This window comes from Arthrobacter sp. MMS24-T111, from assembly GCF_054888995.1.
This window is the reverse complement of record NZ_JBTZRO010000001.1, coordinates 3,353,865-3,377,700: the sequence shown is the minus strand read 5'-3', so window position 1 is coordinate 3,377,700 and position 23,836 is coordinate 3,353,865. Positions and strand designations below refer to the sequence as shown.

Below are 23,836 nucleotides of genomic sequence, written 5' to 3'. Positions count from 1 at the left end.
GCACTGCTCAGTTGCTGCGCACGCGGGGGTCGAGGCGGACGTAGAGGATGTCCACCAGGAAGTTCGCCAGCAGCACGGCGGCGGTGATGGTCAGGAACAGGCCCTGCATAAGCGGGTAGTCGAGGCCTTGGACGGCGTTGAGGAGCTGGTATCCGACGCCGGGGTAGGCGAAGACCACCTCGGTCAGAAGGGCGCCGCCGACGACGAAGCCCAGGCCCATGCCGAAGCTGGTCACCGAGGGCAGCATCGCGTTCCGGGCTGCGTAGCGGAGCATGATCCGTCCGGGGCGAAGGCCCTTGGCTTCGGCCATGGTGATGTAGTCCTCGGAGTTCGTGGCAATCATGGTGTTCCGCATGCCCAACATCCAGCCACCGATGGAGACCAGCACGATGGTCAGCGCCGGTAGCACGAGGTGGGCGCCGACGTCACCGATGAACTCGGCAGTGAACGCCGGCTCCAGGCCGTCGGTGAACGCGTGGCGGATGGGGAACCAGCCGAGCACGACGCCGAACAGGTACAGAGCGCCCATTGCCAGCCAGAAGTAGGGGAACGATCCGATAAAGACCAGCACGGGAGGCAGGGCAGAGTCGAGGGCGCTGCCGCGGCGCCAGGCTGCCAGGATGCCCAGCAGGTTGCCCACGACGGCGGCAATCACCAGCGCGGTTCCGCCAAGCAGGAGGGTCCAGCCGATTTGGGATGAGATGACTTCGGTGACGGGGGTGGGGAAGCGTGTAATCGATACCCCCATCTGTCCGGTGAGGATGTTCTGGAGGTAGCCGGCGTACTGCTCCCAGATGGGCCGGTCGTCCACGCCAAGCAGCTTGCGCAGGGCTTCGAGCTGTTCGGGCTGCATTCTGTCCTGGGTGCGGGCAAACATGCGTGATACGGGGTCCCCGGGCATGAAGCGGGGGAGCAGGAAATTCAGGGTAATGGATGCCCAGAAGGCGATCAGGTAGAAACCCAGTCGGCGCAGGATGAAGCGCACGGTTTCCCTCCAATTCGGGAGTGGTCAAGATTGTGGGTACGCCCGACGGCCGGCTGATGGCATGTGCCAGGCCGTCGGGCGTGTGGTGCCTTGAGGGCCAGATGGGCCTCAGGGGCGGGGGACTACTTGCGCGGTTCCAGGCTGGTCAGCACCAGAACCGTGGTGGGTGCGCGAACCGAGAGGGTGGCGTAGGGGTTGTCCTGCGTGGGCCAGCCGGTGAAGCGGGTGTCATTGTATGCACCCCATTCCGGGCCGGAAAACAGCGGCACCACTGGTGCGGCGTCGTTGTATTCTTCCTGCAGCTTGTTGGCAATATCCTTTTGCCTGGACTGGTCAGTCGCTGCAGCGAAGTCGCTCAGCAGGGCATCAGCTTTGGGGTCGCCGAAACGGTGGTAGTTATCAGAGGCCTTGGTGCCCACCGGCTTCACCGATGCGGAGCCCATGGTGGTGTTGAAGTACTTGTACGGGCTGGGATCGTTGGCACTCCAGACGATGCCGGAGTCGAAATCACCCTTTTCGTACCCTGCCACCACGGCAGCCCAGTCCGGAGAGTCCACCTTCGCGGTTACGCCGACCTCCGCCAGGTTCTGGGAGATCACGTTGGCCACGGAGAGCCAGTCGGACGAGGTAGCACCCACGGAAATCTTGAACTCGAACGGTTTGCCGTCTTTGAGCGTGCGCTTGCCGTCGGGGCCCTTGGGGTAGCCCGCCTTGTCCAGCAGGTCGTTTGCCTGCTGGACGTCGTGCTTGGTCCACGTGCAGTTGTCCTTGACCTGGGTGTTCTTCCAGGTCTCGTAGTTGCCGGAGAGGCCGGTGCAGTCGGCCGGCTGCGCGTAGCCGCTCATGCCGATCTTTGTGACCTGGTCCCGGTCCACGGCCATGCTCAGCGCCTTGCGGACATCAACATCGTTGAAGGGCGCCTTGGTGGTGTTGAGCTGCCAGTTGATCATGGCACCGGTCGGAGGGAACCAGTAGTGCCGGTGGTCCTTGTCCTTCGAGACGAAGGTCTTTTCGATATTCGGGATGTACTGGGGCGCCCAGTCCACGTCGCCGTTGGCGGCGGCGAGGTTGGCGCCGTCGTTCCCGGCGAACGCGAGCATCTTGATGCCGGCAATCTTCTGCTTGTCCGGCTGCCAGTAGTTGGGGTTCTTCTTCAGCACGAAGGACTGGGCCTGGAAGTTGTCCACCTCGGTGTACGGTCCGGTGCCCACAGGTTTGGCGTTGGCGTCCTTTTCCGGATCGGCCAGCGCGGACCAGATGTGCTTGGGCAGGATGCTGAGCTGGCCGACGTCGTACAGGGCGGGGGACCAGGGCTTGTTGAAGTTGAAGGTGACCTTGTTGCCTTGTGCAGTCACGCCGTCGAGATACTCGTAGCCGCCTTTTAGCTTCTTCTGGAGCTCGAACGTGTACGCGACGTCGTCGGCAACGAACGGCTGGCCGTCGGACCACTTCACACCATCACGCAGGGTGAACGTGATGGACTTGCCGTCGTCCGCGGCCTTCCAGTCGGTGGCCAGCCACGGCACCGTATTGCCCTTGGCCGGGTTGAAGACCAGGAGGGACTCGTAGATGGACTGCTGGACCATGGGGTTGACGGTCGGCGCGAACGGGTTGAAGTTCTGCACGAAGGTGCCCATGTCTTCGCGGGGAATGGTGAGGAACGCGCTGGCGTTGGCCGCGGCATCGGTGCCGCCGGACTTGTTGCCGGTGGCGGCGCAGCCGGTCAGCAGCATCGCGCCTACCGCCAGTCCGGCCGCGGCAATGCGGGCGGACTTGAGGAACCTGGTTTGTGTCATGATGGGGTTATCTCTTCCTGTCTTCATCAGCAAGGTGAAGGGTGGGTTGGGGTTTTGCTCTTCGACGTTGATTTCGCGGTCAGACCGAAGAGCGTTCTAACAGCGGACAGTCGACCAACTGCTGATTGGCAGTGATCGGCTGTCCGGCTGTAAGGGCGGCGAGCGTCTGGACTCCCAGAGCGCCCATCTTTTCGAACGGCAACGCAACAGTGGTCAGCTTGGGCCTGAGGTAGGCCGCGATGAGTTCCTGGTTGTCGAAGCCGATCACGGCGATGTCACCGGGTATGGCCAGGCCACGTTCCTTGATGGCGTCGTAAGCTCCCATGGCCATACGGTCATTGAGGCAAAACAGGGCGGTGGGCCGGTCCTTGGCCGGGTACCGGTCAAGGATCTGACAGGCTGCGTCGTAGCCTCCGTCTGCCGTCGCATACCCGGCCGCCACGAGCTCCGGATCAAGCTCCAGGCCGGCGTCGGCCAAGGCCTCCCGGACTCCCTGCAAACGCCCAACAGCTGCCGGGATGCGGGGGTCCAGGTTGATCACACCGATCTTGGTGTGGCCGGCCTTGAGGAGGCGTTCGACGGCGACCCGTCCGCCCGCGCGTTCGTCAGGGACGATTGAGGGCAGCTTTCCGTCCAGGTCGAAACAGTTGACGAGCACCGTGGGCACTTCGTGCGCGCTGGGGGGCACATGGACGCCACGGTGGTGGGTTGCGGCGTACAGCAGGCCTTCCACCCGCTGCTCCAGCAGCTTTTCCACAGCAGCATCCTCCATCCCCTGGTTGGGGCCGGCCGCATCACCCTGGTCCGACGGGGCGATCAGGAGGAACCGGCCGTCACTCCAGGCCTGGTCCTGGGCACCTTTGATGATGTCCACGGCGAATGGGGCCGTGACGATCTCGGTGACGATCCCGTACCAATCGCTGCGCTGGGATGCCAGCGCCCTCGCCCCGGCATTTGGACGGTAGCCCAAAGCTTGAACCGCCTCAGCGATGCGGACCCGGGTCTCCTCCGAGATGCTGGCGTCTTCACGGTTGTTCAGCACGAATGAAACAGCTGTCCGGGATACTCCGGCATGCTTGGCTACGTCATTCATGGTGACGCCACGCTGCCGGGCAGTGCCGGGTTTGTCGGGGGAGGTGGTCTTCGCCATTGAATGCTCCAGAGGTCTTCGTTGAGCTGGGGTTGCCCGTGCTAATACGGAGGCAATGGGGTGAATCTAAGCCTAGTAACTCGCGTTACTTTCAGGCTGTGATCTAAGTTACCCGCGTTACTAGATGGTGTCAATACATTTCTTCAGCTGCTGCTGTTAGGGGCGGTCCTTGAAGGACTCGACCTTCCCGGGTCTCTTTCGATGACGGGGCCGAGGATGTCATCGATCCTCAGGAGCATTTCCTGGTCGAGTTTCACTCCTGCGGCACGGACGTTGTCCACGAGCTGATCGGGCCGGGATGCCCCCACGATGGCTGCCGAGACGTTGGGGTTTTGGAGTACCCATGCAACCGCGAAAGCCGCCATGGACAGTCCCGTCTCTTCGGCCAGGGGCTTCAATTTCTGGACGCGGATGAGGATGTCCTCGTTGAGAAAGCGGTGGTCATTCTTCAGCTTGCCGTTGTCGCCTCGGAAGCGGGAGCCTTCCGGGGCCGCCGCGCCGGGGGTGTATTTGCCGGTGAGGACTCCCTGGGCGAGCGGAGACCAGCAGATCTGGCCAATGCCCAGTTCCTCGCTCAGGGGAACGATTTCCGGTTCGATGACGCGCCACAGCATGGAATACTGCGGCTGGTTGGAGATGAGCTGGACCCCAAGGTCCCTGGCAAGGGCAACGCCGGAGCGGATTTCGTCCGCCGTCCACTCCGACACCCCGATATAGTGTGCCTTCCCCGCCCGGACAATATCGGCAAAAGCCTGCATGGTCTCTTCCAGCGGAGTCTCGTAGTCATACCTGTGCGCCTGGTAGAGATCCACGTAGTCAGTCTGGAGCCGGCGCAGCGAGGAGTTAATGGACTCCATGACGTGCTTGCGGGACAGGCCGCGGTCGTTCCGGCCATCCCCGGTAGGGAAGTAGGCCTTGGTAAGGATCTCCACGCTTTCACGGCGTGTTCCCTTGAGCGCGACACCCAAAGCTTCCTCCGCCCGGGTTCCGGCATAGGCATCGGCAGTGTCAAAGGTGGTGATGCCCAACTCCAGTGCCTGTTTGACGCATTCCGTCGCGGCGGCCTGGTCGATCTGCTCGCCGTGGGTGACCCAGTTTCCGTAGGCGATTTCGCTGATGTACAGGCCGGAGGCTCCCAATTTGCGGTATTCCATTAGGCATCAGCCTTTTCGAAGTTGGTGAGTTGGAGCACTGCGTCGGCTGTGCCGCCGGTGGAGTAGAGAGTGAGGGAAGTTTGGGCTTGATCCGGGAAGATCAGTTCGGTCACCGAGACGAGCCCATCGTTGCCGAAGACCTCCACTGAGCAATGGTCGACGAAGATCTGCAGGCGGTAGTTGCCATCCTTGGCTGCGGCAATGGGGGCGCGGCTGGTGGAGGCGAAGGCTTCATGGAAGTCGGTGTCGCCGGAGTGGGTGCGGTCCACGATCAGGTCCCCGCTGCCGGCGTGGATCCCGATTCGTGTCCCGACCGTCCCGTCCGCTGACCCTCTGACCACAAGCCCGAACTCCTCGGCGTCACCAGGGGAGAAGGTGATGTCAATAAGCTGTACCGCAGTGCCGCCCTCAACGGTTGCGGGGCCGTTCAGGGCCAGCCGCTGCTCGGGACCGGGTGTCGAAGTTGCCCTCGCCTCCGGTACGGGGCGCTGCAGGAGCCGGGGTTGCCCGTTCACGGAAACGAGGGACACGTCCCGGACCAGGCTCATGGGGCTGCGCCAGGGCGAGGTGGGGATGTGGTTGGCATACTGCCAGTTGTTCATCCAGCCGATCATCAGCCGCCGGCCGCCCGGGACGTTGCTGAACGAGACCGCGGCGTAGTAGTCCCGGCCCCAGTCCAGCCACTGGTAGTCGGGTACGCGCTCAGGGTCCTGCATCCCCGCGGTGAGGGTTGTCTCGGAACTGAACGTGACGCCGTCGAACTCTCCCACGAAGTACTGCCCGGCGGACCCGCCGTTGGGGCCGCCGGGGTTCATGTTCACCGTCAGGACCCATTTCATGGCTGAGGAGTCACCGTCCAGGGGCAGCTCGAAAAGGTCCGGGCATTCCCAGATGCCTCCCGTGCCATTGGCGGGGCCGAAGGTGCTGAGATATTCCCAGCTCTTGAGGTCTTGTGAGCGGTAGAGCAGGACGGTGAAATCATGGGCCTCCACCGCCACCATGACCCAATAGCTGCCCGAAGGGCCGTCGTAGCGGAATACCTTGGGGTCCCGGAATTCCGGCGAGTTCCGGGTCAGGACCGGGTTGCCGGCGTACTTCGTCCAGGAGTATCCGCCGTCCGTGCTCCACGCGAGGGACTGCGCCTGCGTGCCCTCGTGGAGGGAGCCCGGCTTGTACGCGCTGGTGTAGATGGCCACCAGGGGAGCCTTACCGTCCGCGCCGAATCCGCTGGTGTTTTCGGCGTCAACCACAATGCTGCCGGAGTAGATTTCCTCGTCGTCATCACAGGGAATCGCTACCGGTTGCTCCGTCCAGCTGACCAGGTCAGCAGAAGTCGCATGGCCCCAGGACATATTGGCGTGGACGTTTCCGAAGGGGTTGTTCTGGTAGTACAGGTGGTAGGTGCCCTCGTGGAAGACAAGCCCGTTCGGATCGTTGAGCCACGTGTCTTTGGCGGCAAAGTGCATGGCCGGCCTGTAGGTCTCAACGGTGGTGGTAATGCTGTTCATTGTTCTCTTTTCATGGCCGTGACTGCGGTCCGCGGACCTGTGGAGCGGGCGTGTGTTGGCGTAAAGGGAGCACCGCGAAATCGAACTGGCTGCAATTGCAGGAGTCGGGGTGCTCTCAGGTTCATCGCGTGGGGAGAGCGCCTGGCTCGACCTGAAGAAAGAATCTGGTTTGTGTCATGATGAGCTGTCTCTTCCTTTCTTCATCAGCAAGGTGAAGGGTGGGTTGGGTTTTGCTCTTCGATGTTGATTTCGCGGTCAGACCGAAGAGCGTTTTAGTACCGGACAGTCGATTACTGCCGGATGGCAGTGGTCGGCTGTCCTGCTGCATAGGTTGATGAACTTCCTAAGTGTTTGTTCCTAAAAACCCACGTCTACGAGGCTCCTTGGCGCCCCGTGTGCAGCAATAGCTGCCTGGCGAAGCAATGTCTGAGAAGTTCCGTGCCCGGCTTTGGGAGGCGGTGTCCGCCATTGGATGCTCCAGAAGTCTTCTCTCTAACTGGACCTTGGCCGCTAGTGGTCTGGTCTTACTATTAGTAACTCGCGTTACCTTGGTGCGTGATCTAAGTTACCCGCGTTAGCTGTTTGGTGTCAAAGGGTTTTTCCACATGTACGCCGTCGCCCACTGCATGGGGGGCGTTGCCGGGAATGGCAGATTTCCCAATCCCGGCACCGTATTCGTGAGATACGTGCCAGCCTGTCGTTGACTGGAACGGGGTCGCGTACAGCCCTGGACGGGCGTCCCGGCGGCTCGTCGCTATAGCCGGTAGCCCTGAGAACCTCGATGGGCCTCATGTTCCGGCACGCCTGGCAGTGGCAGCATCGGCGCGGGTAGCCCAAGAGAGATGGACTTAGGCTACTTTTGGTCGGTACCCCGGCTGGTCGGTCGCAGCGCGCCGTCAAATGAGTCTTCGAGAAAATGGACTCTGACACGATGTCAGCGCGGAGAATCAGAGGCATGACCGATATCTCAAAGCTCATGCCCATCGGCCACTTCTCCTCGCTCAGCAGGATCAGTGTCAGGATGTTGCATTACGACGCGAACGGAGTCCTCGCTCCGGCTGTTGTCGATCGAGCCACCGGCTACCGCTGGTATGCCCACGACCATCTCCGCGAGGCAAGCGAAATCCGGCGGCTCAGGGACGTGGGCTTTGGTGTGTCTGCCATAGGGGCGCTCCTTGCTGCCCGGGGGACCCCCGCTTACGCACAAGCCCTGTCCGCTCAGCGAGCGGCCCTTGCCGAGGAATCGTCAGCCGCCCTGCGACGGCTCGTAATCATTGAATGAATGCTGGACCAACAACGTCAGGAGGACGCCATGTCTACCATCTCGGCCCAACTCACCACGTTGCCCGAGCAAACCCTCATCACCCTTCGCGGGAGGGTGCCCGACTACACTGCCGAGGGCGAACTATGGGCCCGGTTCACGCCTGAGATCTCAGCCCAAGGGATTCGCGTCACGGGGGCTGGCGGGTGCATCGAACACGACGGTGAATACCGCGAGCATGACGTCGACGAGTCGGTCTTCCTTGAGGTAGCGCCCGATACCGAGGCCGCGGAGCCACTGAGCGTGCTGCACTTTCCCGCACGTCGCGTGGTGGCCGCTACAGTCACCGGGCCGTACACGGATGCGATTCCCCGGGCACATGAAGCGATCGCAGCGTTCATGGCCGAGAACGATTGGCGGCCGGCCAGGGAAGATGACGACCTCGCGACGCACCACTTCAACATTTATCGCAACGATCCGAGCCAAACGCCCGAAGCCGAGCTCGTGACCTCAGTGTTCATGCCTGTCGTGGAGGCATAGTCATATGCGTTCTCTGAAGGCAGCCAGGTGATTTGGGTGAGCGATCCAGTCGAACCCTGAAGGAAGCAGCGGCGAAGAGGAACCCGTGGCACGAGTCATCTTGCGGCATTCTCTTCGGCGAGTCGGGCTTGGGCGCCAGGGGAGTTTAGTTCTGTGCTTTGTCGTGGGTGAATTCGAGCCGCTGTACCTTGCCCATGATGAGGTAGCCGAGCAGAGCGACGGCTCCGTGGGCGCCGACGAACCAGAGGGCGACGTCGAAGTACCCGGTGGCCGCGATGACGAATCCGATGACGATGGGGGTCACGATGCCGGCGATGTTGCCGAAGGCGTTCATGATGGCGGCGGAGACGCTGTTGGCTTCCTTGGGGGCCATGTCGGTGGCGAATGCCCAGCCCAGTGCCGCAACCCCCTTACCGAAGAATGCGAGAGTCATGAGCGTCACGATGAGGGGAGTGCTGTCGGTGAATGGGCAGAGCATGATCAGCATGGCCAGTGCCATGCCGGCAACCGACGGAATTTTCCGTGCCGCCGTGAGGGGGACTCCCCTGCGTAGGAGGAGGTCGGAGATGAATCCACCCAGTATGCCGCCAGCGAAGCCTGCGAGGGCGGGGATGGCCGCGATGAAACCGGCCTGCATGATGTTCAGGTGCCTGCTGCTGACCAGGTAGATCGGGAACCAGGTGATGAAGAAATAGGTAAGGGCGTTGACGGCGTATTGTGCCACGTAGAGACCCCAAAACATGCGGCTGGTAAAGAGCTGCTTGAACTGGGACCGGGTGATTGTCGCCTTCCGCTGGGAGAGGGTTGCCGATTCGTCGAGGTCGACCAGGCCTCCTCCTGCCCGGATGGATTCGATTTCTGTGGCGGAGACGCGTTTGTGCCTTGAGGGGACGTTCATCCAGCGAAACCAGACGACGGCCATGGCCAGGCCAAGGGCGCCCAGGACGTAGAACCCGATGCGCCAGCCGAAGCTGAAGGTCATCCAACCGATGATGGGGGCGAACATCGCTGTGGCGAGGTACTGGGCGGAGTTGAATACTGCCGTGGCTTGACCGCGCTCGCTGGTGGGGAACCACATGGTGGTAATACGTGCGTTAGCAGGAAAGGCAGGGGCCTCCACAAGCCCGAGGAACAGGCGTAGGGCGAACAGGATGCCCACCGATACCAGAACCGGTGTGGAGATCAGGCCGACGAAGCCCACCACGAGAGTGGCCGCGGACCAGAGCGCGAGGCTGAGCCCGTAGGTCTTTTTGGCTCCGAACCGGTCCAGCAGGTATCCGCCCGGAAGCTGCCCGACGACGTAGGCCCAGCTGAAGGCTGAGAAAACAAACCCGAGCTGGACTGATGTCATCCCGAGTTCTTTGGTCATGTCTGTTCCCGCGATGGACATGCTGCTGCGGTCTGCGTAATTCACTACCGTGACGAAGAAGATCAGCCCCAGCACAAGGAACCGTGTATGGGACTTGGTGCGTGCAGGACGTGCTGGTCCGGCTTCCTGGGTGGTGGATTGGATGATGGGATTGGACATCGACGTTCCTTATCGTGAAAAAAGCGCGGGGGTCGGGTTCACTGCGGCGTCTGTGGGCCGGGTCGGGACATCCGAACACTCGTGGGTTTAGTTCTCGGTGCTGCGCTGTGTGGCGCAGGGGGAAGCCGGAGCGTTGTGTGCTTCGGCCGTGTCGCCGTAGGCGCGAACGGCGGCAAGCGTGGGTTCTGTGGGCGCCGGCAACCGTGCGCGCCCGGAGCGGCAGTTACGCGCCGAAGGTCACGCTTTCGGTTGTCCAGGCGCGGGCTTGGTCGCTGAGGGTGATGCCGAGGCCGGGGCGGTCCGGGACGATCATCCGGCCGTCTTTGGTTTCGAGGCGTTCGTTGAACAGCGGGTCCAGCCAGTCGAAGTGCTCTACCCAGGGTTCGCGGGGGTAGGTGGCGGCGAGGTGGAGGTGGATTTCCATGGCGAAGTGCGGGGCTAGGCCCAGGCCGCGTTCGTCGGCGAGGGCGGCGAGTCGGAGGAATTGGGTGATGCCGCCGACGCGTGGGGCATCGGGTTGGATGATGTCGCAGCCGTTGGCGTTGATCAGGGCTTTGTGTTCGGCGACGGAGGCGAGCATTTCGCCGGTGGCGATGGGGGTGTCCAGGACGTGGGCGAGGTGGGCGTGGCCTTCGAAGTCGTAGGCGTCCAGCGGTTCTTCGATCCAGGCCAGGTTGAAGTCTTCGAGGCGGCGGCCCATGCGCAGGGCTGCGGCGCGGTCCCACTGTTGGTTGGCGTCGACCATCAGTGGGACGTCGGGGCCGATGTGGTCCCGGATGCCGGCGACCCGGCGGAGGTCTTCCGTGCTGTCCGGCAGGCCTACTTTGATTTTGATGCCGCCGATTCCTTCCTCGATAGACCGGCTGGCCCGGTCCTTGACTTCTTCGAGGGTGGCGTTGAGGAAGCCGCCGGAGGTGTTGTAGGTCCGTACCGAGTCGCGGTACGAGCCCAGGAGCTTGGCCAGTGGCAGGCCCGCGCGTTTTGCCTTCAGGTCGTACAGGGCGATGTCGACGGCGGCCAGGGCCTGGGTGGCGACGCCGGAGCGGCCCACGGAGGCCCCGGCCCACAGGAGTTTGGTGTAGATCCTGGCGATGTCGTTGGGGTCCTCGCCGATCAGGCCCTCGGCGACCTCTTTGGCGTGGGCGTACTGTGCCGGTCCGCCGGCCCGTTTGGAGTAGCTGAAGCCGATGCCCGAATGCCCGAGTTCGGTGGTGATCTCGGCGAACAGGAAGACCACCTCGGTCATGGGCTTCTGCCGGCCGGTAAATACCTTGGCGTCACTGATGGGAACAGTGAGGGGCAGGCGTGCGGTGGACAGCTTGACGTGCCGGATCAGATCGACGGTACTCATTCATTCTCCTAGGGAAAGGGGCGACGTTACCCCGCTCACATATAATACAAGTAGATAACTTGTATTACAAGAGGTAGCTTGATGCCGCCGTCGCAGGATCTTCCCTTAGCGTCGCGCTTTCCCGTGCATGGAATTCACCTGTTTTCGCTAAGGAGCACGCTTCAGGTCATCAGGCTGACGGCCCACAAAGCCTGCGACGAGCCCCTCCCGGCCTGGCGAACAAGCCTGCCGCCCCTACTTCCAGTAGGTGGAGATGCAGGCGAGGGGATCGCCCGACTTCGTTTCCGCCGTACCGTTGTAGCCGGTCAAGAGCGCCGTTTTCCGTTCGTCTGCCGAGCCGTGCGGGGCTGTTCCGCCGGGGAGTGTGTCGCCAATGGCCTCCAGGCCAGCAATGGCTTCTTCGTAGTCACCTGGTTCCAGCAGCCCTTCGTAATAGGCGGTAGCCATCCAATTGCCTGCGAAGCAGTCGGCTATGAGTTCAATGTTTTTTCCTTGAGGTGCCGCCGATATTGGCGCTTCCGGATGTAACTTGTTGTAACCCAGTCGGATCGCATTCTGAACGTGATGGCCGAACTCGTGGGCCACAAGTATGGCGGCAGCAAAATCACCCGTGGCCTTGCTGTTGCGTTCGAAGACGTCCCCTGTCCACATCTTCTGGAAGGTCGTGACGGGGAGAATAATTGTCCCGTCATGTTGGCTGTCGCTGTCCTTGGGGCAGTAATAAGAGTTCGGATGATCACTGGAGAGGGGTGCAGTGAAGCATTTACTCGTGGTTGTCGTATTTGGCTCGACGAGGATGAAGTAAACGGACGGTTGCGGCAGGCCAACCGAAGGGAACCACTTCGCCCATTGGTTTCCTACATCTTCCATAACGAAATTCAGGTACTGCTCCACGGTGTACGAGTAGTCGCTCCCTGGAATGATCTGGCTTTGCGGAGGCGCAGCACCGAGCGGTGCATCTCCCAATGAGTCGCTCTCAATGCAATGGCCCGGGTTAAGCCTGTCGGTGCTTGAGCAACTGGCAGTTGCGGTGGCGGTTGGCAGTTGAGCAGTCGCGGTGACGGTTTGCCTTTGCGCTGTGGGTGTGACGGCAGGGGTGGGAGTTTCAAATTGCGGGGTGTCCGTATTGGTCGCTGGTGTCGTTGCAGAATCCGCTGTGCGAGCCGCAGAAGTTGCTGGGGCAGCGGGTGGCCCTTGGGTGGCAGGTATATCAGGCTGCGAACTGCAGCCGGATATGACCAGGGTGAGAAATGTGGCCATCGAGAGAAACTTTGCGATTTTGCGGGGGAGCGAATTCATTGTTGCCTCCTGGCAATTCTTACGAGCTGAATTCAGTGGGGAGCCCCTGCACTCCCTGCGCCGGTTGGGAAAACCCGGATATTAGGGCCATAAAAGGCCGCGTTTTGGTCTGCCAATTCTAAGGATCACTTAGCGCGTAAATCTATTGTTCTGCCTCCCTAATCTGTTTTGGGGGAGTTGACTGGAGATCTCCGTACAATTTCCGGCATCCCTGGTGCAGGCTTCTACAGTCGCCGATGCCTCGGAAACTGCTTCGCATGCGAGCTTATCGGCGGGTTCCAAGTGTCGATACCGTTGCTCGGCTGCTACGCGAATCGGCTGCGGCGTTCGACACGCGGGCAGCGTTCTGACGGGAGCCAAACACGCCCAAGAGCGGGACGCGCGCCACCCCTGAAGTACGTCCGTGATCCGCAATCGCCCGGGCCTGGAGCCCGCGGTGGCGGAGACGCCAGGCTGATCACGACGGCCGCAGCTCTCATGCAGCTCAATCTGGTTTTGGCCTACCGGGTTGTGTTGGTTCGAGGCGTCCAGGGAGTGTGCTCATGCGTCATCCACACGGTTTGCGGATTCAGAGAGCGGACCAGGTGTTGGCCCTCCGTCTTGGGGTTGTCGAGTTCGTCGAACCAGACTGCGGTATCGCCTGCGATGATGGTCGGTCCGGCGTCGCTGTCGATGACGACGACCTGTGATCCCCGGGTATGCCCGGGGGCTGGAAGAAGCCGCAGGCCGGGTAGCAGTTCGAATTCCCCATCTACAGGGATGTAGTGAATCCCTGGCGCATCCACCCATTCAGGAATGGTGTAGTCATTCTGGTTGCGGGCGTCGTCGAGTTCCTGTCGCTGGACGTAGATCGGCGTGCCCGCGAAGAGGTGGTTGCCTCCGCAGTGGTCGAAGTGCAGGTGCGTGTTGACGATCATGTCCACACTCCGGATGTCGAAGCCCTGGTCCTTGAGCGGATACAGGCGGGGGTCCATATCGGCGACCGCCGGGTGAAGGTCAGTCATGCCCGTGTCCACCAGCACGCGTCCTTCGGGATGGTCTATGACGTGCACATAGACGGGCATTGGCGTGGGCTGGCCTTCCGGCAACAACTCGGCCACGCGAACGGGGGTAACGGGAATGGCAGCAGAATCCACTTTTTAGACCTCGTTGTTCAGGTAGCTGTCCCTCTCTCGGAGCAACAGCCTATCGGCAATGGACCCCGCACGGTCTAGGACATTCCAGCTTCCGAGCTCGGAGAAACGCCCACGAGGGCACCACCATGAAGGACATGCTGCGGGTCCTGATCGCAAACTACGTTCACTTTTGCACGGGGTAGGTCGGGTTGTCCTAGGACCGGGAGGGCCACGCGTGAAAGGGGTCTGCGGTCTAGGTTTGGTGTTGATTGGACCGGTTGACATGGGCAATGGTCCCCTGCGGCCTGCCGTGAGCCTGGCAGTGGGCGGGGCAAACAATTCTGAGGAGGATATCGATGAAGATTGCGGTGACTGGTGGAAGCGGGAAGCTGGGCCGGCACGTGGTGCGGCGCCTCACGAGTGAGGGGCACTGGGTGCTGAACCTGGACCGGGCTGGTGAGCGAAGCCCCGGTCTGGTCGTGGTGGACCTTCGGGACTATGGCCAAGTGGTCGACGCGTTCCTGGGCGTGGATCGCAGGCACTCAGGCTTTGATGCAGTCGTCCACCTGGGCGCGGTCCCCGCCCCGGGCCTCATGCCGGATGCGGCGACGTTTGAGAACAACATGCTCTCCACCTACAACGTGTTTCAGGCGGCCCGCCGGGCCGGGATAAAGAAGGTGGTGTACGCCTCCAGTGAGACGGTGCTGGGAACACCGTTCGACGTCGACCCGCCCTATCTCCCGGTCGATGAGGAGTACCCGGCCCGGCCGGAAACCACGTACGCTCTCGTCAAACGCCTGGAGGAGCAGATGGCCATCGAGCTGACGCGCTGGGACCCGGAACTGAGCATCGTTGGGCTGCGGTTTTCGAACGTCATGGATCCGGAGGACTACGAAGCGTTTCCGTCCTTCGACGCCGACGCCATGCTGCGCAAGTGGAACCTTTGGGGTTACATCGATGGCCGCGACGGGGCGCAAGCCGTGCTCCGGGCACTGGAGAACGGCAAGCCGGGGTTCGAGGCCTTCATCATCGCCAACGCGGACACCGTCATGACCCGCTCCAGCGCCAGCCTGGCGGCCGAGGTGTACCCCAACGTCAGAGTGACCAAGGTCTTGGCCGAACACGAGACCTTGCTCTCCATCGACAAGGCACGGCGCCTGCTGGGCTACGACCCCCAATTCACCTGGCGCACCAGCCCACCGTCGAACGGACTTGGGTAACGGGACGGTCGGATCCTTGGATGGGTGGGGTTGGATTACGGCTTGCGGCCCGGGAGTACGAGGAGGGCGTCCCCGACGGGGCGTTCGCCGGTGGCGTCCGAGGGGGAGTTCACCATCTGGCCGCCCTGGACCATGGTGGTGGATCCGCCGCCGTCGAGGTTCATCGCATTGACCATCCCGAGGGACTTGGCTACGTGGGCTTCTTCGTTCAGGCTCAGGCCAAGGCTGGTTGTTTGGCGGCCGTCGGCGGTGACCAGGAGGGTACGTCCCTGGGCGTCCACTCCGGCGAAGGTGCGTGGGTTGCGCTTGTGGACCCAGCCGTAGAAGAAGCTGTTGCTGTCGTTTGTCCGGACCATGCCGTCGCGCTTGGCCGTTACGTCCAGCCGCCCGTCCTGGACCAGGGTCGGGCCGCCGTTGACGACGTCTGTCGAAGGGGTTGTTTTCAGCGCCTTGCCGCTCTCGGTGAGCAAATCGGCGTCGACCTTCAGCTTCTTGCCCGTGACGGCCACGGCGGCGAGCTTGTCGACGTCGGCGCCGATCGCCTGCACCGTCTGCCCGCCGGCGGGCACAGCGGCCCCGCGCGTGTGGTTGACGGCGGTGACCGTCCCTTGGGCGTCCAGGACGACTTCGAGTCCAGGGCCGGCCGGGGTGGTGGGGCCGAACTCGGGGGTGAAGGCGACGATCTCGTCCGCGTCTGTGCAGGTGAAGTCGTGCAAGGGCAGGTTGGTCGGGGTGTCGTCGGTGCCGCCGCAGTTGCGAATGAGCCCGGGGACCCGGTCGATGCCGTCGAGGGTGAGTCCGGTCGAGTCAGGGCCGGTAACCTTGCCGTGCCAGTGCAACCGCTGGATGGAGGTGCCGTTCTTATCCAGGATGAGGGAGGGTCGGTCGCCGACGGGTTCGCTGAGGACCTTGCCATCGTGGACTGCGGCACCGGCGGGGTCCCCGGGGGCGCCCGCTGCGGGGTCCATGGTGAAGAACCCGCCGTTCACGGCGGCCAGTGCCCCTGCTGCTGCGGAGAGCTGGCTGGTGGTTTCGCGGTCTTCCAGGTTGGGGCCGAAGGAGGAGGTGAGGTCGCCGTGGAATTCCTTCGGATCAATCGTGAGCACCTGGAGATTCCAGGGTCCGCGGTCGTTTTCGCTGGTGCCGGCGTCGCCGTCCCAGCCGGTGTAGATGACGGAGGATTTGTAGCCCGCGGCTTTGATCTGGTCCGCGGTGGCGGTGCCGTCGGCCTTGGTCTGGAAGTGGCCCGCACGGACCCGGTAGCCGAGGTCGCCGCCGGCGTCGGCGAGCTGGGGTGACTGGACGTGCTCGACTCGTGCGGTGACTCCGGCTGCGTTGAGTTTGTCGGCAACCTTCTGAGCCTGTGCCTGTGTGGACAGGGCGGAGGCCGGGGCGTCGGGGTCGGTCGAGGTGGACGGGACCGCGACTTCGGCGGTCCAGTAGAAATCCTGGTTAGGGGCGCCGCGCGTGATCGTGGTCCGGGTCAGGCCCGGGGCCAGCGTGGTCACGTTCCTCGTCTCGGGCAGGTCCTGCGCGCCAAGGTCCAGGTGTGAGGTCCGTGCCGGTGCTGCCGCCTGCTTATCGGGCGCCGATGGCGCCGCGGTGGAGGCGCTCGCGGGGGTGAGGACGGCGAAGGGGAGGGACACGGCCAGCGCGATGGTAACCGCACGGCGGCGACGATGATTGGGGGTGATCATGGTTATCGACACTAAAGCGCCATGAAGTCAGGGCCCGCTCCCACACGCCGGGTTTATTCATGCCTTCGACCAGTGTTCATCAGCCGTTCGGGGGACCGTGTCCAGATGTTCCGTCCCGATACCGTAACCCCGTTCGTAGACGTGAACCTCACTGAGTAGCGAGCCCAGGTTCGGAGCCCAAAGGTCCGATGAAATAACGTCATCGGCGCCGGCGTTTCTTCTCCGCGACTATCCGCTGCCGTTCTTCGACCAGAAACCGCCGTCCGTCACCGGGCGTAACTACCCAACCGAGGAAATTGCCGCCCTGGGCCGCAAAATTGATGAAGCGGACGGGTTCGTCATCATGACCGGGGAATATAACCACGGCTACCCCGCAGTGTTGAAGAACGCCATCGATCACACCTTCATCGAATGGCAGCGCAAACCTGTTGGCTTCGTCGGCTGGGGCGGGGTAGGGGGCTCGCGGGCGATCGAACAACTCCGACTCGTGGCAATGGAACTTGACATGGCAGCCATCCGCCAGGCCGTGCACATCCTGCCTGACGTCATACGCCCAGCACTGAAATCCAAAAACCCTGCTGACTTCAGCGTCTTCGAGCCTATCGAACCCCGGCTCAAAGCCCTCGCCGAAGGGCTCAAGTGGTGGGCCGAAACCCTCGCCAAAGGCCGCGCCATCGACTACAAATGACGGGTATGCTCAGGGCGCCGTCTCATAACCGATGAGCCAGTGGAGCCCGTGGCGGTCGATGACCTGGCCGTCCGCCGCGCCCCATGGCTTCGGGCCAAGGGGATCGATCACGCGGCCGCTCAGAGCGAGCTCGTCGAACCACTGGTGAAGAACAGCAGGTTCGGCCGTTCCCAGCAGCGAGAGCATCAGCCCCTCAGATTGGACAGTCTTCTCGCCTGTGGCCGCGTCCGCCCCGGCCACGGCGACCGGGCCAGAGAGGACGCCGTGGGCTATGGCATCCGGTGGTCCGTCATCCCGGCTGAACTCCCGGTAAGTGAACAAGGAGAGTTCGCCGCCGAAAACGTCCGCGTAGAAAGCAAGTGCTTCACGCGCCGTGCCGGGGAACATGACATAGATTTGCGGCGCCGTCATGGCCCACAGCGTACACGGCGTTCTTTGCTCAGCGGATGGAGAGCACGGTGTCAGAACGGATGTTGCCGGGGGACTGCAGGTCCGACGCGTGTGGCAGGCACCACGGAGGCGGTTACACGCCGCGGCGGTCGTTCAAAGCTAGCGTGGAACGACCCCCAGCGATCCAGAGGACCATGAAAACCGCCCTTCAGACTTCCAAAGTCCTAACCGCCGCAACCGTCTTGCTGCTGGGTGGGTCATTGGCCGGATGCGACGCCACAGCCCACGCCTTTGACGACGTCCGGGGTGGCCCAGGCATCGCCTCGGGAGCAACGGTGGATCCTGAAGCTTCCGTTGACGCCGCGAAAGCTCTCGACCTACTGGAAACCATCCAAGTCAAGGGTCGGGCCCCCAAGACCGGCTATACCCGCGATGAGTTCGGTCCAGCCTGGGCGGATATTGACCACAACGGTTGTGACACCCGGAATGACATTCTCGCGCGGGACCTCGTCGACAAGACTTTCAAGCCGAACACGAACAACTGTGTAGTCGCCAGTGGCACTTTGGCCGACAAATACACCGCCACAACAATCAACTTCGTCCGCGGCCAGGACACGAGCTCCAAGGTCCAGATCGACCATATCGTTCCACTCAGTGATGCATGGCAAAAGGGTGCGCAGGAACTGAGTAATGAGCTGCGCGAGGAGCTCGCCAACGACCCGCTCAATCTCATGGCGGCGGACGGACCGACCAACGCCGCCAAGGGGGATAGTGACGCGGCGACGTGGCTGCCGCCGAACAAAGCCTTCCGATGCGAGTATGTCGCCCGCCAAACGTCTGTGAAGGCCAAATACAGTCTCTGGGTCACGCAGGCCGAGCATGATTCCATTGCCCGTACCCTTGAGGGCTGCAAATAGAGCCCGTGTGCAGCTCCCTGCCCAGGGTGCGGGACGATCAGGCAGGCGGTGGCTGTGAACGGCCCGGTGTCAGCGGGGGTTTTCGAGCGAAATGGTCTCCTGGTGTTCAGGAACGCGGACGTTCCAGCCAAGTTGACGCTTGATTCGGGCACGGAGGGCGTCGGCGGCGTCCGGTTCCCCGTGCGTGACGTAGGTCATGTCTGGCGCCTGTGGGGCGGTCTGCATCCATTGGAGCAGTTCATTGGAGTCGGCGTGCGCGGAGAGGCCTTCCATCTGGATGACTTCGGCTTCGATGTGGACATCCTGTCCGTAGATGCGGAGGTGTTTCCCACCTGCGGCGAGTGCTGCGCCGCGTGTGCCTCCCGCCTGGTATCCGCTAAGGATGATGGCATTGCGCTTGTCTGGGCCGTAGGCCGCGAGGTGGTGCAGGATCCGGCCGCCCGTGAGCATGCCGCTGGCGGAGATGATGATCATGGGTCCGCCGCGGAGGTTGAGCAATTTGGATTCGTCCGCGCTGCGGATGGGCTTCGCGACCTTGTACATGGCTTCGAAGTCGTGCTGTTCCAGCCTGTGTTCCTCGCGGTGGCGCTGATAAATCCCGGAGGCGTCGATGGCCATCGGGCTGTTGAGGTATATGGGGATGGCGGGAATTGCATGGCGGGCCACCAGGCGCGAAAGGTACAGCAGGACTGTCTCGGCCCGGCCGACGGCGAATGCAGCGATCATGATGACTCCATGTCGTTTGGCCACGCGGCTGATGATTTCGCCGAGTTCAGCTTCCGGGTCTCCTTGTGGATGTGCCCGGTTGCCGTACGTGGATTCCGTGACAAGGACGTTAGTGGGCTCAAGGTCCCGGGGCGGGTACATCAGGGGATCGTTCCTGCGTCCCAGATCGCCGGTGAAATGCATGGTGTGGCCTGCGAGTCTGAGGTGTACCTGTGCTGCCCCGAGGATATGGCCGGCGGGAAGGAATGTTGCCTCGATTCCCCCTGGCAGTACGAAAGGGGAGTCGAAGTTCCGGGTTTGAAAACTGTCCAGCGACCGGACGGCGTCGTCAGCGGTATATAAGGGCATGGGCGGATGGTGCGTTGACGATTCGGTGCGGTCCGCATACCGGGCTTCCTCCTCCTGGAGATAACCGCTGTCCGGGAGCAGGAGGGAACACAGTTCCGCGGTGCCGGGTGTCGAGTAAACAGGACCGCGAAAGCCATCGCGTACCAAGGCGGGGATGTACCCGCTGTGATCCAAATGGGCGTGGGTGAGGATCACTGCATCAACGTTCGCGGGGCTGATCTGCGACGGAGCACGGTTTCGGTCCCGGAGGAGTTTGTAGCCCTGGAAAAGTCCGCAGTCAACAAGGATCCGGTGATTTTGCGAACGAATCAGGTACCGGGAACCTGTCACCGTATCTGTCGCGCCAAGGAACTGCAGCGCAGGGGGCTGCTGTCCGCTCATATTTGCTCCTCTCCCGCCCGGCGGGGTGAGTCACCATGCGCTCGATTCGCTGGCCGTTAGGGGCCACGCAAGGCCCGCCGTCCTTTCAGTAGATACCTGACCTGGTGGCACCGACAGGGCCTAACGCCCTGCCGCCGGGGAGGGGAACCTGGGTTTCTACCTGCACTCCGGGTCCCTATCCCAAAATTGCGTCCATTTCCTGGCCCGCGATGTCCACGATGCGTTGCATGGCCGCATGTGCTGCCGCGGGTTCGCTGGCGACAACGGCCCGTGCGACTTCGAGGTGCAGGCGCAGCGGCTCGGGTTCGGGCCGGTCGGGCATCAGCCCGTGTTGGGTTCGCCCGGTCAGGACCTCTCCGATCGCCGATTCGAGGTTGAGCAGCATCTCGTTGCCGGACGCTTTGAGGATCAACGCGTGGAATTGGATGTCCAGGGGTAGAAAGGCTTCGAGGTCGCCGGCTTCGGCAGTGACTTCAAGTCCTGCCGCAAGTTCAAGCAGCAGGCGGCCGTCCTCCGCCGCTATCCGCGTGGCAGCCAGTTTCGCGGCCAGCGGTTCGACGGCGGAGCGGAGCTCAGTCAGTGATCGAAGCTGGGCTGCCCTGCCTGAACCGTTCAAGCGCCACCTGACCACGAGTGGATCGAAGACGTTCCACTCGGCTTGGGGGCGGATGGATACGCCCACGCTGCGCCGGGAGGTCACCATTCCCAGTGTTTCCAGGACGCGCAGGCCTTCGCGGAGCACAGATCGCGTGACGTCGTACTGCTGCTCCATGTCTTCGGAGCGGAGTACCAGGCCGGTGGCCAGCTTGCCGGACGTAATGTCGCTCCCGAGCCGCTCGACGATCGCAGAATGCCTGCTGATGTGCCGGGCGGTCCCTGGTTGATCAGTCATCGCAGCGTCCCCCTTGAGCCGGAGGCACGTCAATTTGTTGGCAGCGCCGCCGGGTTCCATAAATCGTATTTAGTGTGTACGGTGATCCACAGCATATTTGGCGGTCCGGTCAAAAACAAACAGATCCCGGTTCCGCCCCAACCCAAGGAAACCCATGACACCCCTCCTCCTTCCTGCGGCAGCGCAGCCCTGGAACGGCCACGACACCCAACTCGTGGTGGTCGCCGCGATCGGCATTGCCCTTATCGTGCTGCTGATCGTCAAATTCAAACTTCATCCCTTCCTGTCACTGGTACTTGGCTCGGCCTTTGTCGGGCTGGCGTCCGGCGTCGGCTTGGACAAGGTCATCAGCAACTTCGAAGATGGCGTGGGCAACACCCTGAAGGAAGTGGGCCTGCTGATTGCCCTCGGCGCGATGTTGGGCAAACTCCTTGCCGATTCCGGCGGAGCGAACCGCGTGGTGGACACCCTGCTTGGCAAGGTCTCTCCGAAGCTCCTCCCGTGGGCCATGGCCCTGGTGGCGGTGATCATCGGTCTGCCGATGTTCTTCGAGATCGGCCTGGTCCTCCTGCTGCCGGTCATCGTGCTGGTCGCCCAGCGTTCCGGCGGAAAGCTGATGCGCGTCGCCATTCCAGCCCTTGCCGGCCTTTCCGTGCTCCACGGACTGGTCCCGCCGCACCCCGGCCCCCTGGTTGCCATTTCCAGCCTGAACGCCCCGCTCGGCATCACCCTGGCCCTCGGCCTCCTGATCGCCATTCCCACCGTTATTATCTGCGGGCCGCTTTTCGCGATCTACGCCGCGCGCTGGGTTCCCGTCGACGCACCGAAGCTGGCCGGCGGTATCGACACCGAACACACGCAGGCCGACCCGGACGCCAAACGCCAGCCGTCCTTCCTCGTCACCCTGCTGACTATCGTCTTCCCCGTCGTGCTCATGCTCCTCAAGGCGATCGTTGACATCATCTCCCCGGATGCGAAGAACCCGAGCGCAGCACGCGTGTTCTTCGACTTCATCGGTGAGCCGCTTGTCGCCATGACCCTCGCAGTGCTCCTGGCCCTGGTGACCTTCGGCTATGCCGTCGGCTTCTCGGGCAACAAGATCGGCGGCAAGATCGGTGCCTCCGTAGGACCGATCGCGGCGGTTATCCTCATCGTCGGCGCCGGCGGCGGTTTCAAGCAGACACTGATCGGGGCCGGCGTCGGAGACGCCGTCGCGAAATGGGCCACCGGGGCGAATATCTCGGTGCTGGTCCTTGGGTTCCTCATCGCCGTTGCCATGCGGCTGGCCACGGGTTCGGCCACCGTCGCAACCGTCACGGCCGCCGGCATCGTCGCTCCATTGGCCACGTCCCTTTCGCCGGTGCACGCAGGCCTGCTGGCACTAGCGGTGGGCGCAGGATCGCTATTCCTCTCCCACGTCAACGACGCCGGATTCTGGCTGGTGAAGGAGCTCTTCGGTTTGACCGTGGGCCAGACCTTCAAGACCTGGTCCGTGATGGAGACGCTGATCTCGCTCGTCGGCTTCGGCCTGGTGATGCTTCTTTCCGTGGTGATTCCATGACGCAGGACTCAGTGCCCGCACCAGGGCACGACCAACAGCCCGTCCTTGTCATCATGGGTGTGTCAGGTTCCGGCAAGTCCACGGTGGCAGGCATCCTCGCCGGCCAGCTTGGCTGGGACCTTGAGGAAGGCGACGATCTCCATTCACCTGAGAACATCGAAAAAATGGCGTCCGGCATCCCGCTGACCGATGAAGACCGTTGGCCGTGGCTGGACACGATCGCCTCATGGATCATCGAACACACCATGGCCGGGATACCAGGCATCATTACCTGCTCAGCGCTGAAGAAGATCTACCGTGACCGGCTCCGCGAAAAGAACGTCGTCTTTGTGCATCTTTCGGGCTCCAAGGAACAGATCGCCCGGCGCCTGACGAGCCGCATGGACCACTACATGCCGGCCACATTGCTGGATTCACAGATCGCCACCCTGGAACCTCCGGGACCCGAGGAAAATACCGTCGTCATCGACGTCGGCCGGACTCCCGCAGAGGAAGCAGCCGAAATCGTCCGCCGTTTGGGTCTTTCCCCTGCTGCAGGCTCCTCGGCCCTCGGCCACCCCCGGCCAGGCACTTCATCCGCCGGCACGTCCGCTGCCGGCAGCGACGGCTGACGCCTCCTCAGAAGTGACCACAAAATGCAGCGCGCCAATGGCGCGCTGCATTTTGCTTTACCCGGAACCGAATAGGCCCTGCAGGCGCCGGTCCGGTCGCAACGACGGGGGGACCGCACTTAAAGCCCCCCGGCGTCGGCCCAGGGTGGCTTCCCGGCCAGCACCGCATGCTGCGCCGTCGGCCTCAAGAGACCGCCCTAATGCTGGCGCCGCGGTGAGATTCAGGCCCCGCCCGTCGGCTGGACCCGCCGCAGGATCTCGTCCACCACGTCACGGAGCGGCACGGTGGCGTCGATCGTGATGCCGCCAGCCGGGATGTCCTCCCGGGTCCTGTGCAGGTGCTCAATCAGGGCCCGTTCCGCCGGCCGCCCGCCCCATTCGTCATCGGGCCGCCCGTCAAGCCGACGCTGCAGCGTCTCCAGGTCCACCTCCAAGACGAAGACGCCGTCAAACAGGTGGATGAACTTTTCGAGGTTTCTTGAGCCGCCGCAGAAGAAGGTCAGCGCTTCACTGCGGTCCGAGGCGATGGCTTCGACCTCGCCCACCCGCCAGAGGTGGTGCTGATGCGCAGCGACGCCGGTGATGCCCGCCTGTGGTTCTCCGGTTTCCGGATCACCCTGGTAGGCCAGCTCCCGGTCGCCGTTGATGGCCTGGAAACCGCGCCGCCGCAACTCGTCGCAGACCGCGGTTTTTCCAGTCCCTGAACCACCTTCCACCA

At 62.9% G+C, this 23,836-nt stretch carries 21 protein-coding genes; 7 read left to right on the top strand and 14 right to left on the bottom strand.

What is annotated here, in order from left to right; all coding sequences use genetic code 11:
* Positions 1-7 precede the first annotated feature (7 nt).
* From ACX5I6_RS15850 to ACX5I6_RS15830, 5 genes are all read right to left on the bottom strand, one after another.
* Positions 8-985 (bottom strand): ABC transporter permease, encoded by a 978-nt coding sequence (locus ACX5I6_RS15850; protein ID WP_018763806.1) that lies wholly within the window; start codon positions 983-985, stop codon positions 8-10.
* A gap of 122 nt (positions 986-1,107) precedes the next feature.
* On the bottom strand, positions 1,108-2,781 hold the full coding sequence (locus ACX5I6_RS15845) for an ABC transporter substrate-binding protein (RefSeq protein WP_461841101.1): 1,674 nt from the start codon (positions 2,779-2,781) through the stop codon (positions 1,108-1,110).
* Positions 2,782-2,860: 79 nt separating this feature from the next.
* Complete coding sequence (locus ACX5I6_RS15840) at positions 2,861-3,931, bottom strand: LacI family DNA-binding transcriptional regulator (RefSeq protein ID WP_461841100.1); 1,071 nt, start codon at positions 3,929-3,931, stop codon at positions 2,861-2,863.
* A gap of 143 nt (positions 3,932-4,074) precedes the next feature.
* Entirely contained in the window at positions 4,075-5,085 is a 1,011-nt protein-coding gene (locus ACX5I6_RS15835) for an aldo/keto reductase family protein (RefSeq protein WP_461841099.1), read from the bottom strand.
* Positions 5,085-6,593 (bottom strand): glycoside hydrolase family 32 protein, encoded by a 1,509-nt coding sequence (locus tag ACX5I6_RS15830; protein WP_461841098.1) that lies wholly within the window; start codon positions 6,591-6,593, stop codon positions 5,085-5,087. The genes ACX5I6_RS15835 and ACX5I6_RS15830 overlap by 1 nt, the downstream gene beginning before the upstream one ends.
* Before the next feature lie 955 nt (positions 6,594-7,548).
* Here ACX5I6_RS15830 and ACX5I6_RS15825 point away from each other — a divergent pair.
* Entirely contained in the window at positions 7,549-7,875 is a 327-nt protein-coding gene (locus ACX5I6_RS15825; protein WP_461841097.1) for a MerR family transcriptional regulator, read from the top strand.
* 30 nt (positions 7,876-7,905) lie between these two features.
* Positions 7,906-8,394, top strand: coding sequence for a GyrI-like domain-containing protein (locus ACX5I6_RS15820; protein WP_461841096.1), 489 nt, complete (start codon positions 7,906-7,908; stop codon positions 8,392-8,394).
* 145 nt (positions 8,395-8,539) lie between these two features.
* Here the strand turns inward: ACX5I6_RS15820 and ACX5I6_RS15815 are convergent, their stop codons facing one another.
* From ACX5I6_RS15815 to ACX5I6_RS15800, 4 genes are all read right to left on the bottom strand, one after another.
* Positions 8,540-9,922: an MFS transporter gene (locus ACX5I6_RS15815; RefSeq protein ID WP_461841095.1), complete on the bottom strand. Its 1,383-nt coding sequence runs from the start codon at positions 9,920-9,922 to the stop codon at positions 8,540-8,542.
* A 223-nt stretch (positions 9,923-10,145) separates the two neighbouring features.
* Complete coding sequence (locus tag ACX5I6_RS15810) at positions 10,146-11,273, bottom strand: L-talarate/galactarate dehydratase (protein WP_461841094.1); 1,128 nt, start codon at positions 11,271-11,273, stop codon at positions 10,146-10,148.
* A 234-nt stretch (positions 11,274-11,507) separates the two neighbouring features.
* Positions 11,508-12,572 carry a neutral zinc metallopeptidase gene (locus ACX5I6_RS15805; protein ID WP_461841093.1) on the bottom strand — a complete coding sequence of 355 codons (1,065 nt, stop codon included), beginning with the start codon at positions 12,570-12,572 and terminating at the stop codon, positions 11,508-11,510.
* Between the two features lie 500 nt (positions 12,573-13,072).
* The gene (locus tag ACX5I6_RS15800) at positions 13,073-13,708 is read right to left on the bottom strand and encodes an N-acyl homoserine lactonase family protein (RefSeq protein ID WP_461841092.1); all 636 of its coding nucleotides are present in this window, start codon (positions 13,706-13,708) and stop codon (positions 13,073-13,075) included.
* Between the two features lie 335 nt (positions 13,709-14,043).
* Between ACX5I6_RS15800 and ACX5I6_RS15795 the strand changes: the two genes are divergently transcribed.
* Complete coding sequence (locus tag ACX5I6_RS15795) at positions 14,044-14,907, top strand: NAD-dependent epimerase/dehydratase family protein (RefSeq protein ID WP_461841091.1); 864 nt, start codon at positions 14,044-14,046, stop codon at positions 14,905-14,907.
* 35 nt (positions 14,908-14,942) lie between these two features.
* On the opposite strand, the gene ACX5I6_RS15790 is transcribed toward ACX5I6_RS15795, so the two are convergent.
* Positions 14,943-16,604 carry a phosphodiester glycosidase family protein gene (locus ACX5I6_RS15790; protein ID WP_461841090.1) on the bottom strand — a complete coding sequence of 554 codons (1,662 nt, stop codon included), beginning with the start codon at positions 16,602-16,604 and terminating at the stop codon, positions 14,943-14,945.
* 151 nt (positions 16,605-16,755) lie between these two features.
* Between ACX5I6_RS15790 and ACX5I6_RS15785 the strand changes: the two genes are divergently transcribed.
* On the top strand, positions 16,756-17,292 hold the full coding sequence (locus ACX5I6_RS15785) for an NADPH-dependent FMN reductase (RefSeq protein WP_461841734.1): 537 nt from the start codon (positions 16,756-16,758) through the stop codon (positions 17,290-17,292).
* A 9-nt stretch (positions 17,293-17,301) separates the two neighbouring features.
* On the opposite strand, the gene ACX5I6_RS15780 is transcribed toward ACX5I6_RS15785, so the two are convergent.
* The gene (locus tag ACX5I6_RS15780) at positions 17,302-17,703 is read right to left on the bottom strand and encodes a VOC family protein (protein ID WP_461841089.1); all 402 of its coding nucleotides are present in this window, start codon (positions 17,701-17,703) and stop codon (positions 17,302-17,304) included.
* A 173-nt stretch (positions 17,704-17,876) separates the two neighbouring features.
* On the opposite strand from ACX5I6_RS15780, the gene ACX5I6_RS15775 reads away from it, so the two are divergent.
* On the top strand, positions 17,877-18,599 hold the full coding sequence (locus ACX5I6_RS15775) for an HNH endonuclease family protein (RefSeq protein WP_461841088.1): 723 nt from the start codon (positions 17,877-17,879) through the stop codon (positions 18,597-18,599).
* 69 nt (positions 18,600-18,668) lie between these two features.
* Here the strand turns inward: ACX5I6_RS15775 and ACX5I6_RS15770 are convergent, their stop codons facing one another.
* The gene (locus tag ACX5I6_RS15770; protein ID WP_461841087.1) at positions 18,669-20,054 is read right to left on the bottom strand and encodes an MBL fold metallo-hydrolase RNA specificity domain-containing protein; all 1,386 of its coding nucleotides are present in this window, start codon (positions 20,052-20,054) and stop codon (positions 18,669-18,671) included.
* A gap of 175 nt (positions 20,055-20,229) precedes the next feature.
* Positions 20,230-20,946, bottom strand: a complete 717-nt coding sequence (locus ACX5I6_RS15765; protein WP_461841086.1) for a FadR/GntR family transcriptional regulator — start codon at positions 20,944-20,946, stop codon at positions 20,230-20,232.
* 154 nt (positions 20,947-21,100) lie between these two features.
* Between ACX5I6_RS15765 and ACX5I6_RS15760 the strand changes: the two genes are divergently transcribed.
* Both ACX5I6_RS15760 and ACX5I6_RS15755 read left to right on the top strand, forming a co-directional pair.
* On the top strand, positions 21,101-22,507 hold the full coding sequence (locus ACX5I6_RS15760) for a GntT/GntP/DsdX family permease (RefSeq protein WP_461841085.1): 1,407 nt from the start codon (positions 21,101-21,103) through the stop codon (positions 22,505-22,507).
* Positions 22,504-23,118, top strand: coding sequence for a gluconokinase (locus tag ACX5I6_RS15755; RefSeq protein ID WP_461841084.1), 615 nt, complete (start codon positions 22,504-22,506; stop codon positions 23,116-23,118). The genes ACX5I6_RS15760 and ACX5I6_RS15755 overlap by 4 nt, the downstream gene beginning before the upstream one ends.
* 221 nt (positions 23,119-23,339) lie before the next feature.
* On the opposite strand, the gene ACX5I6_RS15750 is transcribed toward ACX5I6_RS15755, so the two are convergent.
* The gene (locus ACX5I6_RS15750; RefSeq protein ID WP_461841083.1) at positions 23,340-23,834 is read right to left on the bottom strand and encodes a nucleoside/nucleotide kinase family protein; all 495 of its coding nucleotides are present in this window, start codon (positions 23,832-23,834) and stop codon (positions 23,340-23,342) included.
* Positions 23,835-23,836 lie beyond the last annotated feature (2 nt).

Excerpts from the sequence above, each read along its gene's own strand:
- ACX5I6_RS15815 (WP_461841095.1), bottom strand. The coding sequence starts at position 9,922 with ATGTCCAATCCCATCATCCAATCCACCACCCAGGAAGCCGGACCAGCA.
- ACX5I6_RS15765 (WP_461841086.1), bottom strand. The coding sequence starts at position 20,946 with ATGACTGATCAACCAGGGACCGCCCGGCACATCAGCAGGCATTCTGCG.
- ACX5I6_RS15820 (WP_461841096.1), top strand. The coding sequence starts at position 7,906 with ATGTCTACCATCTCGGCCCAACTCACCACGTTGCCCGAGCAAACCCTC.
- ACX5I6_RS15845 (WP_461841101.1), bottom strand. The coding sequence starts at position 2,781 with ATGACACAAACCAGGTTCCTCAAGTCCGCCCGCATTGCCGCGGCCGGA.
- ACX5I6_RS15840 (WP_461841100.1), bottom strand. The coding sequence starts at position 3,931 with ATGGCGAAGACCACCTCCCCCGACAAACCCGGCACTGCCCGGCAGCGT.
- ACX5I6_RS15755 (WP_461841084.1), top strand. The coding sequence starts at position 22,504 with ATGACGCAGGACTCAGTGCCCGCACCAGGGCACGACCAACAGCCCGTC.
- ACX5I6_RS15770 (WP_461841087.1), bottom strand. The coding sequence starts at position 20,054 with ATGAGCGGACAGCAGCCCCCTGCGCTGCAGTTCCTTGGCGCGACAGAT.
- ACX5I6_RS15830 (WP_461841098.1), bottom strand. The coding sequence starts at position 6,593 with ATGAACAGCATTACCACCACCGTTGAGACCTACAGGCCGGCCATGCAC.
- ACX5I6_RS15825 (WP_461841097.1), top strand. The coding sequence starts at position 7,549 with ATGACCGATATCTCAAAGCTCATGCCCATCGGCCACTTCTCCTCGCTC.
- ACX5I6_RS15760 (WP_461841085.1), top strand. The coding sequence starts at position 21,101 with ATGACACCCCTCCTCCTTCCTGCGGCAGCGCAGCCCTGGAACGGCCAC.
- ACX5I6_RS15805 (WP_461841093.1), bottom strand. The coding sequence starts at position 12,572 with ATGAATTCGCTCCCCCGCAAAATCGCAAAGTTTCTCTCGATGGCCACA.
- ACX5I6_RS15810 (WP_461841094.1), bottom strand. The coding sequence starts at position 11,273 with ATGAGTACCGTCGATCTGATCCGGCACGTCAAGCTGTCCACCGCACGC.
- ACX5I6_RS15790 (WP_461841090.1), bottom strand. The coding sequence starts at position 16,604 with ATGATCACCCCCAATCATCGTCGCCGCCGTGCGGTTACCATCGCGCTG.
- ACX5I6_RS15775 (WP_461841088.1), top strand. The coding sequence starts at position 17,877 with ATGAAAACCGCCCTTCAGACTTCCAAAGTCCTAACCGCCGCAACCGTC.
- ACX5I6_RS15780 (WP_461841089.1), bottom strand. The coding sequence starts at position 17,703 with ATGACGGCGCCGCAAATCTATGTCATGTTCCCCGGCACGGCGCGTGAA.
- ACX5I6_RS15835 (WP_461841099.1), bottom strand. The coding sequence starts at position 5,085 with ATGGAATACCGCAAATTGGGAGCCTCCGGCCTGTACATCAGCGAAATC.
- ACX5I6_RS15795 (WP_461841091.1), top strand. The coding sequence starts at position 14,044 with ATGAAGATTGCGGTGACTGGTGGAAGCGGGAAGCTGGGCCGGCACGTG.